The sequence below is a fragment of the Sedimenticola sp. genome, from assembly GCF_050289425.1.
In the GTDB taxonomy this organism is placed as follows: domain Bacteria; phylum Pseudomonadota; class Gammaproteobacteria; order Chromatiales; family Chromatiaceae; genus Sedimenticola.
This window is the reverse complement of the sequence record NZ_JBNKFS010000024.1, coordinates 34,479-49,904: the sequence shown is the minus strand read 5'-3', so window position 1 is coordinate 49,904 and position 15,426 is coordinate 34,479. Positions and strand designations below refer to the sequence as shown.

15 protein-coding genes are annotated in these 15,426 nt (G+C 57.1%); 2 read left to right on the top strand and 13 right to left on the bottom strand.

What is annotated here, in order from left to right; genetic code table 11:
- Window positions 1-13 precede the first annotated feature (13 nt).
- The 6 genes from ACQY5R_RS15325 to ACQY5R_RS15300 all read right to left on the bottom strand — a co-directional run bounded on the left by ACQY5R_RS15325 (window position 14) and on the right by ACQY5R_RS15300 (window position 5,468).
- Window positions 14-685 carry a rhodanese-like domain-containing protein gene (locus ACQY5R_RS15325; protein WP_428609911.1) on the bottom strand — a complete coding sequence of 224 codons (672 nt, stop codon included), beginning with the start codon at window positions 683-685 and terminating at the stop codon, window positions 14-16.
- A gap of 27 nt (window positions 686-712) precedes the next feature.
- Window positions 713-1,039, bottom strand: coding sequence for a hypothetical protein (locus ACQY5R_RS15320; protein WP_428609909.1), 327 nt, complete (start codon window positions 1,037-1,039; stop codon window positions 713-715).
- Between the two features lie 57 nt (window positions 1,040-1,096).
- Window positions 1,097-1,924 carry a sulfur oxidation c-type cytochrome SoxA gene (soxA, locus tag ACQY5R_RS15315; protein WP_428609907.1) on the bottom strand — a complete coding sequence of 276 codons (828 nt, stop codon included), beginning with the start codon at window positions 1,922-1,924 and terminating at the stop codon, window positions 1,097-1,099.
- A 62-nt stretch (window positions 1,925-1,986) separates the two neighbouring features.
- Complete coding sequence (gene soxX / locus ACQY5R_RS15310; RefSeq protein WP_428609905.1) at window positions 1,987-2,385, bottom strand: sulfur oxidation c-type cytochrome SoxX; 399 nt, start codon at window positions 2,383-2,385, stop codon at window positions 1,987-1,989.
- A 322-nt stretch (window positions 2,386-2,707) separates the two neighbouring features.
- Window positions 2,708-3,316, bottom strand: coding sequence for a response regulator transcription factor (locus tag ACQY5R_RS15305; RefSeq protein ID WP_428609904.1), 609 nt, complete (start codon window positions 3,314-3,316; stop codon window positions 2,708-2,710).
- A complete protein-coding gene (locus tag ACQY5R_RS15300; RefSeq protein WP_428609902.1) occupies window positions 3,309-5,468 on the bottom strand; it encodes a PhnD/SsuA/transferrin family substrate-binding protein in 2,160 nt (719 codons plus the stop codon). Before ACQY5R_RS15300 ends, ACQY5R_RS15305 begins: the two co-directional genes overlap by 8 nt.
- Window positions 5,469-5,679: 211 nt before the next feature.
- Between ACQY5R_RS15300 and ACQY5R_RS15295 the strand changes: the two genes are divergently transcribed.
- Window positions 5,680-6,120 carry a universal stress protein gene (locus tag ACQY5R_RS15295; protein ID WP_428609900.1) on the top strand — a complete coding sequence of 147 codons (441 nt, stop codon included), beginning with the start codon at window positions 5,680-5,682 and terminating at the stop codon, window positions 6,118-6,120.
- Between the two features lie 19 nt (window positions 6,121-6,139).
- Here ACQY5R_RS15295 and ACQY5R_RS15290 read toward each other — a convergent pair whose 3' ends face one another.
- The 7 genes from ACQY5R_RS15290 to dapA all read right to left on the bottom strand — a co-directional run bounded on the left by ACQY5R_RS15290 (window position 6,140) and on the right by dapA (window position 14,556).
- Window positions 6,140-6,472 (bottom strand): branched-chain amino acid transporter permease, encoded by a 333-nt coding sequence (locus ACQY5R_RS15290; RefSeq protein WP_428609899.1) that lies wholly within the window; start codon window positions 6,470-6,472, stop codon window positions 6,140-6,142.
- Window positions 6,469-7,146: an AzlC family ABC transporter permease gene (locus tag ACQY5R_RS15285; RefSeq protein ID WP_428609898.1), complete on the bottom strand. Its 678-nt coding sequence runs from the start codon at window positions 7,144-7,146 to the stop codon at window positions 6,469-6,471. Before ACQY5R_RS15285 ends, ACQY5R_RS15290 begins: the two co-directional genes overlap by 4 nt.
- Window positions 7,147-7,206: 60 nt before the next feature.
- Window positions 7,207-11,100 (bottom strand): phosphoribosylformylglycinamidine synthase, encoded by a 3,894-nt coding sequence (purL, locus tag ACQY5R_RS15280; protein WP_428609896.1) that lies wholly within the window; start codon window positions 11,098-11,100, stop codon window positions 7,207-7,209.
- A gap of 184 nt (window positions 11,101-11,284) precedes the next feature.
- Window positions 11,285-11,701, bottom strand: a complete 417-nt coding sequence (locus ACQY5R_RS15275) for a hypothetical protein (protein ID WP_428609895.1) — start codon at window positions 11,699-11,701, stop codon at window positions 11,285-11,287.
- 3 nt (window positions 11,702-11,704) lie between these two features.
- Window positions 11,705-12,466, bottom strand: coding sequence for an MBL fold metallo-hydrolase (locus tag ACQY5R_RS15270; protein WP_428609894.1), 762 nt, complete (start codon window positions 12,464-12,466; stop codon window positions 11,705-11,707).
- Between the two features lie 20 nt (window positions 12,467-12,486).
- The gene (gene bamC / locus ACQY5R_RS15265) at window positions 12,487-13,608 is read right to left on the bottom strand and encodes an outer membrane protein assembly factor BamC (protein ID WP_428609893.1); all 1,122 of its coding nucleotides are present in this window, start codon (window positions 13,606-13,608) and stop codon (window positions 12,487-12,489) included.
- 72 nt (window positions 13,609-13,680) lie between these two features.
- Window positions 13,681-14,556, bottom strand: coding sequence for a 4-hydroxy-tetrahydrodipicolinate synthase (gene dapA, locus ACQY5R_RS15260; protein WP_428609892.1), 876 nt, complete (start codon window positions 14,554-14,556; stop codon window positions 13,681-13,683).
- A 312-nt stretch (window positions 14,557-14,868) separates the two neighbouring features.
- On the opposite strand from dapA, the gene ACQY5R_RS15255 reads away from it, so the two are divergent.
- Window positions 14,869-15,405, top strand: coding sequence for a glycine cleavage system protein R (locus ACQY5R_RS15255; protein ID WP_428609891.1), 537 nt, complete (start codon window positions 14,869-14,871; stop codon window positions 15,403-15,405).
- Window positions 15,406-15,426: the final 21 nt, after the last annotated feature.

The following is a 15,426-nucleotide window of genomic DNA, read 5'->3' as shown; positions in this document are numbered from 1 at the left end:
TTGATACTTGTACTCAGGGTTTGACCGTAGTGAGACCGACGCTCACCCAGTCCTGCATGCCACCGCGATACCATTTCAGCTTGTAGGCGGGGTAACCCATCTTGGTCAGGGTTTTGATATTGATCGATGACTGGGGACACCAGATACCATTGCAAAACAGCACCAGGGTCTTGGCATTACGGAAATCCCACTTGCCGTCCACCATCTTTACACCAAAGCTGTTGACCAGAATATCGCTCAGGGTGGCCGCTTCGGTCTCGATCTCAAAGTTGCCCGCCACATCGATATTGATCTTATCCCAGGGGATGTTGACCGCGCCGGGGATAGTGCCGCGTTGCGTCCAGTCCGGGGTACGGGAGTCCACCAGCATGACACTGCGATCACCGTTACTGATACGTTTCAGGTAGCCCAGAACATCCAGCTCACCCACTGTATCCACACCCGGAATGATGTGCATCGGCTGAATGCAGAATGGGGGGCAGTGACGTGACGGATGGTTATAGGACTCGGGTATTTTCGCGTTCTGATCATCGACACGGCGAATGGTCACCATCTTACCGTTATGCATGACATCCAGCGATTCCATTCCCGGGGTAATTTTGGCCTTTGGACTGGCCATCACCAGTCCGTTAAGTGCCACGCCGCCGATCAGGGCCAGGGTAATCAGTACCTTGCCATTTTTCATTATGTCTCTCCTTCGGTTTAATCCGTATCAATACTTCAGATAGGAGGGTATTTTGAGTTCGCGTTGTGACATCTGCTGCTCATAGCCCAGCCGTCCCTCGCTTTCCGCCTTTTTGGCAAGCTTGACCGCCTTGGCGAAGTCTCCGGCCTTGGCCGCCTCCTGCGCCTGCTTGATAAATTTGCCGGTATCACGCCATTCGCCATCCACCGAAGCGGCTTTCTTGCGTGCTGCTTCCGCCTTGGCGATCGCATCCGACGCCATCGCAGCATCCGCCTTCATATCGCCTGCCAGGGCACTCGATACCCCGACCAGCAGACTCAGCGCCAGCAACAGCGTCGCGAGTAGATATTTCATCTTCATATTCCTCTCCAGTTTTTCTAATTGGCTGTTCATGAATTTACCGAACATCCTCTATTTACGGGCGCTCGGACCGTTCAGTTCCAGACCGTTACTCAGGTAGCTGAGGAAATACTCCAGGTTGCGATACTGTTCACCCTGTGCCTTCAACGCCTTGGCGCGAATATTGTTATTGCAACCAGAGAAACGACGGTGCAATGTGCCGACTGTCCCCCACTTGGAGCGGTATACCGGCCAGCCTGTGATGTGGCCCAGCGTAGGGCTGAGAATCTCCGTACGCACGCGCATACCAGCGTTCTGCAGATGACAGCTGGCGCAGGAGAAGTTCAACTGTCCACGGCGAGTAAAGTAAAACTTTTTACCATTCTCGTAGGCCGCCATGGCGCGGGGGTCGTCCTTGGGGATCTCCACATTGATCACCTTACCCCGGGACTGGAAGGCGATGTAAGCGAGGATGTTATTGATCGGACCCTTCTTATATTTAAGCGGTTTTTCACCATTGGCCTTCAGGCAGTTATTCAGTGCCAGCGGTAGCGTCATCACCATGCCTTTCTTTTTATCCCAGTTGGGATACTTTTGGGCGATGGCCGGACCGTCTGGAAAACAGTCCTTATAACCTTTGCCATTGGCGAAGGGTTTCTCCCACATCGCCTGACCGGCATCGATAAACGGCTCGTAAGGCGGGAACTCTTCAATCGCCTCCCAGTTTTCCCGACCAACAGGATCGATGGCGTATACACCGTTGGCGTATTCATTCATCGGTACGGCGGGGAATTTAGCCTTGTAATATTTAATGAATGCCATACGATCCTCTTCCGGACCGGCCTGTGCGGCAACGGTGCTGACCGCCAGTAGCATCAGTGTAATCAGTATCTTTTTCATAGTCTCTCTTCCCAAAACCCTAAACCACAAATAATCTGTCGAGGTTGTACATAACTGTCGCCTTAAAGGCTCCAGATATATTCAACGACCTTATCGATCTCTGCTTCCGTCAGGACTTGTAGCCGACCAAAAGGCACCATGGCTGACTCAGGATTGGCCACTGTGGCATCCCAAATCTGGGCACGCAATTTCGTCTTGTCCGGATAACGAGCCTTCATGCCCAATAGCGGCGGCCCGATATTACCGGGAGAGGAGCCATCGTCAATCATGTGGCAAGCGAGACAGTTGCCTTTTTTGCGGCTGGTGGCGATCGCTTTACCTTCGGCGATAACGGCAGGATCAACCTGGGCCGCCATCGCCTTGGGCGCTTCTTTCGTTGCAGGTTTTCCGGTACAGCCCGTTAACCAAGCTGCCGATGTAATGATGACCAGCGTTGAAACTAGTCGGACCGTTTTTTTCATCATCTCCTCCTAAGGCGAATGCTGAAGAGTGACCCCTGTCCAATAGCTGAACGTCAGCCTGTGCGCTTCCCTGCACGTTCATTTATCGGACAAGAGGTCAGTTGAGTCGTCATACTGCCTGATTTATTGCTTTACTCGATATCAAGAGCCGTCGGCAGGTTTGCGACTGGATCCTCATACCGTGGCAGATTTTCGGACGTACCTGATTATGGAAAGGGGGCATTAAGATTAAAATTGGAATATACAGCAGCAATTATTGGGGTTTTCCTTAATCGCGTCCCACCACCCTGGCGGAACAGGCATCAGGGTAAGCATAGACGATTTATTGGGATTCGATAGTCAACATCATCCGCATCAGGTCAGAGAGCGTTTTGGCCTCCATTTTATCCATGACCTTGGCCCGGTGGGCCTCGACCGTGGACTGACTTACCGAAAGCTCCGCAGCAATCAACTTGTTACGCAACCCCTGTACGACCAGCTCAAGCACTTCCCGCTCGCGAGGTGTCAGGCGCGACAACCTCTGTTTAATTTCAGCAATATGGGTCGCCTCTCCCCGCTGCCGATCATCCCGTTCCAGCGCCCGATGCACACTATCCAACAGTGCCTGATCATTAAACGGTTTCTGGATAAAATCCACAGCACCAGCCTGTACCGCACGTACCGCCATTGGCACATCGCCATGACCAGTGATAATGATAATGGGTGGGCAAAGTGGCCTCTCCAGGAGCAGATTTTGCAGATCCAGCCCACTCATACCGGGCATCCGCACATCCAGAATGATGCAACCGGGCCGCGACGCGTCAAACTGTTCCAGGTAAGCGTTGGCCGCATCGAACACCTCGACTTGGAGGCCGACCGACTCCATCAACAACTGCAGTGCCTCACGCACTTCCCGGTCATCATCTACGATAAAGACGGTGCTCTTATTCATGATTCTGTATCTCTTCTTCTGAGGTGGGCAGCAGGAATACAAAACGTACACCCCTCTGCTCGCCAGACTCGACAAAAATGCGCCCCTTGTGAGCCTCGATGATACCCTGACTGATGGAGAGACCCAGTCCCATCCCATTGGGTTTAGTCGTAACAAAGGGGTTGAACAGTTGATCCGCTACCGCCGGATCAAGCCCTGTGCCAGTATCGCTGATCGAAACCCGTACGTAGTGTTCCGGTTCGTTGCGCGTCGTGATGCTTAACACCCGCGCCCCCTCCGGCACCTCATCCATCGCCTCGATGGCGTTCCTGGCCAGATTGAGTATCACCTGATCGATTTGCACATGCAGCGCCAAGACCATACCGATCGAATCCTCCAGATCCAACACCACTTTAACCCCGGCCCGCCTGATCTCGGTGCGCAGCAGGGTGATCACTTCATTGATCACTTCATTGACATCGATCTGGCTTAGCTCCGGCTGCTCCTTTTTTACGAACTGACGCAGGTGACGAATAATCTCTCCGGCCCGGGCCGCCTGGGCACCGATGCGCTCCATTACATCGATGACCCGTTCCGTCTCGCTGTGGCCACTCTCCAACATACGGATACAGGCATGCGCATTGGTGGCAATAGCCGTCAGCGGTTGATTGATCTCATGGGCAATACCGGACGCCATCTCACCCATGGTGCTGAGCCGAGCCACATGGGCCAGATCATCCTGGTGCTGACGCGCCTCTTCACTGATGCGTTTGCGGTCGCTGATATCCCGAAACACCACCACGCTGCCCACCGTCTTGAACTGCTCATCGCGGATCGGGGTACTGGAGTACTCCACCGGAAAACAGCTGCCGTCCTTTTTCCAGAACACATCGTCATCCACATAACGGGGAATCTGGTCATGGCAGGTGGCGTATACCGGGCATTGATCGGCCGGATGCGAGGTGCCGTCGGCACGGGTGTGATGCAGGATCTGATGCTGATTGCGGCCGATCAGATCGGCGAGCGACCAGCCGGTAATCTGGGTCATGGCCCGGTTGGCGAAGGTGGTATTGCCATCCATATCGACCCCGATAATACCATCTGCCACCGAGTTCAAAATCAGCTCATACTGCCTTTCCAGATATTGCTTGGCCTTTTTCAACTCCCGGTTGAGCCGCGATACCCAAGTGGTCATCAATAACATAAAAACCAGGAAGAACAGTGCAATCAATAACCAGTACCAATACTTCTTGATCGCATCCGCCAAGGTAAACCGTCCGCTGTACTCATAGGGCGGTAACTGCAACTCTTTAAACAGGTCATGCACCGACTGATAATCGAGCGGAATGGTCCAGCCGGCATAGTTGCCGGCACGCGCCGCCGGATGGGATGACGGCATATTCAGCAGGGCTACGGCCACTTTCTGCGCCAATTCATTGGAGGTGTGCAGTACCTTACTGAACGGCCATTCCGGATAGAGACGAGTGCTTCGATTCAACAGGAATCCAGGATTGACCTTCGGATTGATCACTTTAAAGTCTTCAAGATTAATCTCGTGGGCGATTGCCATGCGCTCCAGGATATCGGTACGCACCGTACCGACATCCACCCGGCCATCCCGTACCGCACGTACAACCTCGTCATGGATACCCCCAAACGAGAAAGAAGAGCTGTCCCGGTAAGGATCCAGGCCGCGGGTGCGCATCTCGCGCCAGGCCATCTGAAAACCGCCCAGAGAGGTGACATCCACCGCCATCAGGCTTTTTCCCTTCAGATCATCCAGCGTGTTGATATCTCTGCGGTCGCTACGGGTGAAGATCACCCCGCCAAACACATTGTTAACATGACCGCCCGCCAGATTGTTCAGTGTAGCGATGCGTGAGATGCGGTAACGCACCTCCAGATTGACATAGATACCGGGATTAACCAGGATAAAGTCCACTTGCCCGAACTTGACCGCCGGATCCACCTCGGGAAAATCGAGCGGCACCACTTCAAACTCATGTCCCGGTATGACCCGGCTCAGATAGGTGGCCGTTGGAGACCAGGCATCATAAGTGGCTTGATAACCCCGATGGCTCAGTACGCCAATCCGGATCAACTGGTCTTCGGCCCGTAGCGGGACTGAAACCAGCGGCAGCAACAGAAATAACCACAACAGCCGACGCCACATGCAAAAATCCTTCAGGGATAGTGGTCTGAGACTACGGAATATTCCCGGTACAGGCAAGCCTCGGCCCGCCAGAGGGGCTATCCCGCACCACACCCCGGCTGTCAGATCTGCTACAAACCCACCTTTGCAACTCGTCCGCGTCGCAGGTAAATCTGGAAAAAAAGGCCTGAGCGCACCATAATGAAGACAGCAGAGCGCAGGAGACAAACTCATGTCCAGTTATCAACACATACTCGTGGCAGCAGACTTTTCCAATGAGTTCGAATCGGTCATGGTCAAGGCATTGGAACTACAGAAACTGTATGACAGTCGCCTGACACTGATTCACGTAGTGGAGTATACCGGCGCTATGTATACCGGCGAGATCCCGCTCCCCGAAGACCTCGACCTGGATCAACGGCTGGCCAAGCAGGCCGAAACGAAATTGCAGGCGATGCTCGAACAGCACAACCTCACCAACGCCGGCTTTCAGGTAGAAATCGGCACGCCCAAACGAGAGATTATCCGTGTCGCTGGCGAACTTGAGGCAGACCTGATTATCCTCGGCAGCCACGGTCGGCACGGCCTGCAACTACTGCTCGGCTCAACCGCCAACGGCGTACTCCATCAAGCACCCTGCGATGTCTTGGCGGTGCGGGTTGAAAGCGATTGAGCATCGCCCCCGGGAAAAGTTAGCCAAACCAAACTGCCTGAATGGCGGCCATATAAAACAACGTGCCGGCAAAGATACTCAATAGGGCATTGCCACGCCAAAGGTGCAGCGCGGTCGTCAGCAACAAGGCCAGGATTTCGTTGACCCCGTAAGGTGCTTGCGTCAAATCCAGCGACTTGAGGCTATACAGCACCAGCAAAGTCATAATGGATGGCGGCATGTAGCGCCCCAGATACATCAGCAACGGGTGATCTCCACGCTCACGAAACGCCACAAACGGGATCAACCGCGTCACGAAGGTGGCAACGGTCATGACCAGAAAGACCAGCCATAGATAACCGGTATCGGTCACGTCATCACCTCTCCGCGGCGACCGTGCAACAGCAGCAGCGTAATCGACAAAGCGATGGAGATCAGCAACATCTGTTCCTTGAACAGCCAGAGCGCCGCCCCCCCACATAACAGGGCCACCACAAAGGGATAGGGTTCACGCAATCGCTTCCACTGTTCCAGCATCAGCACCATGAACAGGGCGGTGAGGGCAAAGTCCATGCCGGTCGTATCAAACTGTACATTGGCCCCGAACAGCGCGCCCAGCGCACAACCGATTACCCAATAACACTGGTTCAGGGCGGTAATCAGCAGATAATAGTGCTGCTCATCATGGCCGTCCGGCGGATGGGTGCCGGTGATCAGGGAGTACGTCTCATCGGTCAGCCCAAAAATAAGATAGAGCTTTTTCAAGCCCCGGGCACGGTAGCGGCCCAGTAGCGACACACCGAAAAACATGTGTCGGGAGTTGAGAATAAAGGTGGAGAGGGCCACTTCAAACAGGGAGGCCTGCGCCGCCAGCAACCCCACCGCCATAAACTGCGCCGCACCGGCATACACAGTCAACCCCATCAGGGGAGCGAAATACCAGGCATAACCGAGGTCCTGAAACAGGATACCGAAAGCCATGCCGAGGGGCACATAACCGAACATCACCGGCACCGAGGCCCGAAACGCTGCCGTGAATGTCGACATCAGACAGACCGCGGCAAACGGCTGCAATCCAGCCGAAACCCGCGGCAGGCGTTTCCCCGTTTATCCCAACCAGGCACGGGCATTGCGGAACAGCCGCATCCAAGGACCGTCCTCACCCCATCCCTCGGGATACCAGGAGTTCTGCACCGAACGGGTTACCCGTTCCGGATGTGGCATCATGATGGTGACCCGTCCGTCGCGGCTGGTAAGTCCGGCAATACCCTGCGGCGAACCGTTCGGATTGGCCGGGTAACGACTGGCTACCTCACCGCTGTTTTCCACATAGCGCATCACCACCTGAGACTGGGCGGCGGCCAGATGCGCTGCATCGCGGAATTCGGCACGACCCTCACCATGGGCCACGGCGATGGGCAACACCGAACCGGCCATTCCCTGCAGCAGGATGGAGTCTGATTCACCCACTTCGACAGAAACGAAGCGCGCCTCGAACTGCTCCGATCGGTTACGCACGAAGTGCGGCCAGTTTTCCGCGCCGGGGATCAGCTCGTGCAGATTGGAGAGCATCTGGCAACCGTTGCAAACCCCCAGGGCGAAGTTATCGTCACGGGTGAAATAGGCCTGGAACTGATCCCGTGCCCGGGGATTAAACAGTACCGACTTGGCCCACCCTTCGCCGGCCCCCAGGACATCACCGTAGGAGAAGCCGCCACAGGCTACCAGCCCTTTGAAACGCTCCAGCGAAACGCGACCCGAGAGGATATCCGACATATGCACGTCGATACTGTCGAAGCCCGCTTTATGAAAGGCGTTGGCCATCTCCAACTGACCATTGACCCCCTGTTCGCGCAGGATCGCCACTTCCGGGCGGACGCCAAGGTTGATCATCGGCGTCGCCACATCTTCGGACGGATCGAAACTCAGCTTCACCTGTATGCCGGGATCGTCGGCGTCGGCGATCCGATCGAACTCTTCCTGGGCACAGTCCGGATTGTCCCGGAGCTGCTGCATCGCCAAGGTGGTCTCCGACCAGACCTGCTGTAGTTTGATGCGAGGCCACTCCACTAGGGTTTGGTGACCGCGCTGGATGGTGATTTGATCGTTACCGTTCAAGGTGCCGATCAAGTGACTGTAGTGGCCCAGTCCGGCATCGTGCAGTTGCTTCAATACCGCATCGGTATCGCTGTGGCGTACCTGGATCACCGCACCCAGCTCTTCGTTGAACAGCACCGCCAGATCATCCTCTGCCAGATCATCCAGCCGTATTGTCACGCCGGTGTGGCCGGCAAAGGCCATCTCACACAGGGTGGTGAAGAGTCCGCCATCCGAGCGGTCATGGTAAGCCAGCAGCAAACCATCACGATTCAGGTCCTGGATGGTGGCGAAAAACTGTTTTAGGGCATGGGGATCGTTCAAGTCCGCCCCCTGGCGCCCCACCTGGCGATACACCTGAGCCAGCGCGGAAGCACCGAGCCGGTTGGCCCCCTTGCCCAAATCGATCAGGATCAGATCACTGTCTCCCTGATCGCTGCGCAGTTGCGGCGTCAAGGTACGGCGCACATCGCTGACCGGCGCAAAACCGCTGATGATCAGCGACAGCGGGGCGGTCATGGCACGCGCCCCCCCCGCTTCCTGCCATACCGTCTTCATGGACATGGAGTCCTTGCCGACCGGAATGGCGATACCCAGGGCGGGACAGAGCTCCATCCCCACCGCCTTGACCGTGGCGTAGAGATTGGCGTCCTCGCCGGTATGCCCGGCCGCCGCCATCCAGTTGGCGGAGAGTTTAATGTCACCGATGCGATCAATGGCAGTGGCCGCCAGGTTGGTGATCGCCTCGCCGATCGCCATGCGCCCGGAGGCCGGGGCATCAATCAGCGCCAGTGGCGTGCGTTCGCCGATCGCCATCGCCTCACCGGTATAGCCCACGTAGTCGCTCAGGGTCACCGCCAGGTCGGCCACCGGCACTTGCCAGGGCCCCACCATCTGGTCTCTTGCCACTTGGCCGGTAATGGAGCGGTCGCCGATGCTGATCAGGAACGTCTTGTTGGCGACACTCGGCAGACGCAGCACCCGCTGAGCCGCCTGCTCCAGATCCACGTCACTGAAATCCAGTTCTGGCTTCTTGAACGGACGCCGTTTCACATCCCGCAGCATACGCGGCGGCTTGCCGAACAGCAGCGGCATGGAGATATCGATCGGATTATTTTCAAAATGGGCGTCGCCCAGCAACAGATGCTCTTCATCGGTCGCCTCGCCCACCACGGCATAGGGGCAGCGTTCCCGCTCACAGATCGCCTTAAACTCTTCCAGGCGGGCACAGTCGATCGCCATCACGTAGCGTTCCTGCGCCTCGTTGCACCAGATCTCCATCGGCGACATACCGGGTTCATCATTAGGCACGGTGCGCAATTCAAACTTGCCGCCGCGGCCGGCATCATGCACCAGTTCCGGCAACGCATTGGAGATACCGCCGGCCCCCACGTCATGGATAAACAGAATCGGATTTTCCGCGCCGCGCGCCCAACAGCGGTCGATCACCTCCTGACAGCGCCGCTCCATTTCCGGATTGGAGCGCTGTACCGAGGCAAAATCGAGATCCTCCGCCGAGGTGCCGCTGGCCATGGAAGAGGCCGCACCACCGCCCAAGCCGATCAACATCGCCGGTCCGCCCAGCACCACCAAGGGTGATCCGGCCGGGAATTCATGTTTTTCGATATGCGCTTCGCGGATATTGCCCAAACCACCGGCCAGCATGATCGGCTTATGGTAGCCGCGCAGCTCCGGCCCTTCCGGACCGGCCACCTGTTCTTCGAAGGTGCGGAAGTAACCGCATAGATTGGGACGTCCGAACTCGTTGTTGAAGGAGGCGCCACCGATCGGCCCCTCGAGCATGATATCCAGCGCCGATACGATGCGCTCCGGCTTGCCGAAGTCCTGCTCCCAGGGCTGCTCGGCACCGGGGATACGCAGATTGGAGACGGAGAACCCGGTCAGGCCGGCCTTCGGTTTTGAGCCCTTGCCGGTCGCCCCTTCGTCGCGAATTTCGCCACCGGAACCGGTGGCCGCGCCGGGGTCAGGAGAGATGGCGGTGGGATGGTTGTGGGTCTCCACCTTCATCAGGATATGGATCGGTTCGGCGCTGTAGACGTAACGGTGACTGCCGGCCTCGGTCAGGAAGCGCTGCCCGGAATGCCCAGACATCACCGCCGCATTGTCCTTATAGGCGGAGAGCACATTCTCCGGCGAATGATCGGTGGTGTTGCGGATCATCTTGAACAGCGAATGGCTCTGCGCTTCGCCGTCGATGATCCAGTCGGCGTTGAAGATTTTGTGCCGGCAGTGTTCCGAATTGGCCTGGGCAAACATCATCAGTTCCACATCTGTGGGATTGCGCCCCAGGCTCTGGAAGCTCTCCACCAGATAGTCGATCTCATCCGCCGACAGCGCCAAACCCAACTCGCCATTGGCCACTTCCAGTGCCGGCTTGCCGCCGTCGACCACATCCACAGAGGTGAAGGGCCGCGGCTCTGCCTTGGTGAAGAGGCAGACCGCCTCTTCCAGTTCCTCGAACACCGCTTCGGTCATCCGGTCATGCAGTGCCGACCGGGCAGCCTGCAGCTCATGGTCGCTGATGGCACTGCCCTCATTAACCGTCAGATAGTAAGCGATGCCCCGCTCCAGGCGCTCGATCTTCTCCAGGCCGCAGTTGTGCGCAATATCGGTGGCCTTGGTGGACCAGGGAGAGATGGTGCCCGGCCGCGGCACCACCAGCAGTAGCTGTCCGGCCGGCTCATGTTCGGCCAGATGGGGACCGTAACGCAGCACCCGATCCAGAATCGCCTGTTCATCCGCATCCAGCGCCTGGTCGAGTTCGGCAAAATGGATGTACTCGGCATACAGGCCAAGCGGCCGTCCGACAGCTTCGGCAAGGCGACGTTCGAGTTTGTTTTGGCGAAAATCGGAGAGGGCTGGAGCACCGCGAAGAGTGAGCATGGGGTACCTTGTGATTGGGCGGAAAATCAAATCGGTAATGATACTCTAACAAGCAGAAGATTTCCGCCCTGGAAAGGCTCACTCTCAGAGGTTTTTCTGCACGGTTTTGGCTAGGCGATCCCCCTATCTACCTGTCTCCCGGCAGATGAACCCAATGCGCCGCCCCAACTGGCGCAACCTTGGATCAATCGAAATCCAGCGATTTGATGCGACGCCGGTGGTAGAGGGAGTAGTAGCGCACCTGGGCCGTCGCGTGGGCAATCCAGCCGGAGAGCAGAATGATTAGGATAAACAGCTCCGCTCGATACTGGGGAAAGGGGGTCATGAGTGCCAGCAGCGCCAACTTGAGAAACACCACTTGACCGCGCAGTTGAATCAACCAGATGCCGTTGGAGTAGATGGAGATCAGCGACAAGCCGACGCCGGAGACCAGGGTAATCTGTAGATAGAGCTGCCAACTCTGATCGGCCGCCGGATACAGAAATCCCGCGCCCAACCCTCCCAAGCCGACCAGATGCAGGGTCCTGAACAGCACATTGAGCCAGCGCTGACCGGGCAGGTAACGGGGCTCCTGGGGGAACAGTCGTGCCTTAAGACTCATATCTCACACCTCGAACCAGGGACTCACCTCAGACTGACAGGTCAGGGTAAGGCGTGACGCCAACTGTGGCAACCGGGAAAGGATCGATTCCCGCACCTTCTCGGGGTGATTATTCTTTTCGCTGACGTGGGCGACCACCAGATGTTTGAGCTGGGTATGCTCCAACTCAGCCAGCAGCGAAGCCGCCTGGTCGTTGTTAAGGTGTCCCAGTCGACCACCTACTCGCCGCTGCAGAGCAGGCGGATAGGGACCTTCGGCCAACATCTGCGGGTCATGGTTAAACTCCAGCAACAGCGCGTGACAACCGCTCAGGACTTGCTGAATATGCGGGGTGATGCAGCCGGCGTCGGTCAGAATACCCAAGCGAACGTCGTCATTACTGAAGACATACTGCACCGGCTCGCGCGAATCATGGGGTACCGGATAGGGCTGTATGGTGATCGAGCCGATCTGAAAGGGGGGTTGATGACTGTGAATCAACTGGGCGTCAGGCAACTCCCCGCAGCGGTTCTGACGGAAGGTACCGTGACTGATCCACACCGGCAACGCATAACGTCGAGCCAGCGGCCCAACCCCCTTGATGTGATCCTGGTGTTCATGAGTCACCAGAATGGCGCTCAGACTATCTGGCGATACCCCCAGGCGCGCCAAGCGGCGTTCCGCCTCCCGGGCGGCAAAACCGCAATCCAGCAACAGTCGGGTGGAACCGCTCTCGATCAGGGTAGCATTGCCCTGACTGCCGCTGCCCAGCGAAGCAAAGCGCACCGTCCTAGCCGACCGGCCCCTTACTGAATCTGCTCGTGAAGCAGCGTCAGGATGCGTAACGCGGTCTCGGAATTCTCCTGCACACCTTGTCTGTTGCGCACCACCACACGGGTCCCGCTGCCATCGGCGTCCAACCCAACCTGGTACTGATTCTCTTTGTCGATATCCTTGTCGTTGTCACGCCAGAATGCCAACTTGTCGAGCAGCCCCGGCTCTTCCGCCTCTTTCAGTGGATCGTTATAGCGAACATAGTATATGCGCTTGCTGCGATCCCGGTCCTCCACCGCAAAACCGACCCGGTCCAGCGCCACACCGGTCAAACGCCAGGCGCGGTTGACCTCTTCATCCAGCAACAGCAGCACTTCGTCGCCGTTGCGCACCAGTCTCGAACGGGCCTGGGCGGCCCCACCCTGGGCCAGTGAGCGACGGGTTTGCTGATCAGCCACACCCATGTAGTTCATCAGGCGGCGCAACATCTCCGCCTCCAGGCCGTGATCGGTCGGTCGCGGATTCCATACCGTACGTTCCGTATCACCGCCGCCATCCAGGATATACTTCTCCTCCATGCCACGATGGGTCAGATAGAGTTCGGTTATCCCTGAGGTCGTCCCCTGCTCGATGCGCAGGCGGTACTGGTCACGGGTGGCGGCCGAATAGGCGCCTTCGAAGACCGAACGAATCTTGTCGGTAATAAAATCGTTCTTGATATCGGCCCGGTTTTCCAGCCAGTCGGTTACCATTACCCCCACCGTGGGGTCTTGCTGCGCCAGCAGAATCCCGTTCTCCTGCCAGAAGGCGATCGTCTTGTACCAGACATCCTCCGGCGTGGCCTGAATGCGCAACCAACGCTGGTTACCATCCCGCATCACCTCAATCTGCTCAATCTTGGGCAGCACACTGGTACGCGTCGCCACCCGGCCCTGGATGCGTTCCCGCTCCAACTGCCCGGAGAGCGTAGTCGCCTCGGCACCCGAAGAGCCCGGGATAACCAACTGATCATTGATTGTGCTCTTGGTCAGGTCTGGCGGAATCTCCAGGTTGGTACCGGCGTCCTTGGCCTTTTTGTATTCCACCTTACGGTCCGGCAACACCTCATCCATACTCGGCAAGGCACCACAGCCTGCCAGTAAGAGAGCCATCATGAGCAAGACCAGTTTGTTTCGGGATGTTAAAGCCATAGTTATCAAAAAACCTTGTCGCCAGTAACCTGACGTTTAGATGAGACCGGCCGAGACCATGGATTGACGCAACTGCTCATGGTAACGCTCGGCAAACCAAGTCAGGGGCAGTCGGATACCTGTGGGAATACGCCCCATTTCCGCCAACGCCCATTTCACCGGAATCGGATTGGACTCCAGGAACAGATCACGATGTAAAGCCGCCAACGGCGCATCGATGCGTGCCGCCTCCTCCGCATCCCCGCGGCGCGCCGCGGCAATCATTTGGTGCATGGCAGCCGGTGCGATATTGGCGGTCACTGAGATGGTTCCGACACCGCCACGGAGAATAAATTCACGGGAAGTGGCATCGTCGCCGGTAATCAAGTCAAAGTCCTCTCCGCAGAGATTGCGCAAGGTTGCCACCCGGTCCAGGTCACCGGTCGCTTCCTTGATGCCGACGATATTGGCGATAACGGAGAGCCGCCCCACCGTTTCCGGCAACATATCGCAAGCGGTCCGCCCCGGCACGTTATAGAGCAGCTGCGGGATATCTACCGCCTCCGCCACCGCTTTGAAATGCTGGTAGAGGCCTTCCTGGGTCGGCTTGTTGTAATAAGGGGTAACCAGCAGGCAGCCATCGGCGCCCGCCTCCTTGGCACAGCGGGTAAGCTGGATCGCTTCGGTAGTGGAGTTGGCACCGGTTCCAGCGATGACCGGTAGGCGTTTGTCGGTGAATGCCACCACCTGACGGATCACGTCACAATGCTCCCGCTCATCCAGGGTCGCGGATTCGCCCGTCGTACCCACGGCGACAATGGCATCGGTACCCTGCTCCACGTGCCAATCCACCAGGGCGTGCAAGCTGCTCTCATCGACGCTGCCGTCTTCCCGCATCGGGGTGACCAGCGCTACCATACTGCCTTGAAACATGTGAGAAAACTCCAAATTACCGGCTTAATCGCTCATTCTAAAACGCTGGCTTGGACGCTGACAAGGCAGATATCCGAGAATAGCGTTATTCCGCTTCTTTTAAGTCTGCAGACAGACCGACGCGCCGTGACACCTGGCCAAGAAAATCTGCTCCGAATATATCGATAGGGATAGCAGGCGGCGCCCCATATCCAGTACGAGCAAGTCCAACGAAATGCCGCAGGGCGTAACGGTTATTTCCGATCAGGGGCAAGACAAGCGGGCCTTCTGGACGCTACACTGGGCATAAAATAACAGGAGTAACGATTATCTATGTCAACACAGAACTATTTGGTGATCTCCGCCCTGGGAAAAGACCGCCCAGGCATTGTTGATGAGCTCTCCAAGGCCATCCTGGATATCGGCTGCAATATCGCCGACAGCCGCATGACGGTGCTCGGCGGCGAGTTCGCCATCCTGCTAATGGTAGAGGGCAACTGGAATACCCTCGGCAAGATGGAAGAGGCGATCGTCAGCCTGGAACAGCAGCTCGATCTGACCATCATAGTCAAACGCACCGAAGGACGGGATAAATCCGACCCGTCTCTGCCCTACGTGGTGGACGTGGTATCCCTGGACCATCCCGGCATCGTCCATCAACTGGCCAACTTCTTTTCCCAGCGCCGGATCAATATTGAAGACATGGCCACGACCAGCTACGCGGCCCCCCATACCGGTACCATCATGTTTTCGGTCCACATGACCGTGGGTATTCCGGCAGACATCCATATAGCATCCCTGCGGGAAGACTTTATGGAGTTCTGCGACGCCATCAATCTGGATGCCATCATCGAACCGGCCCAGCGTTGATTGAACGCTGTTTCGGAGACC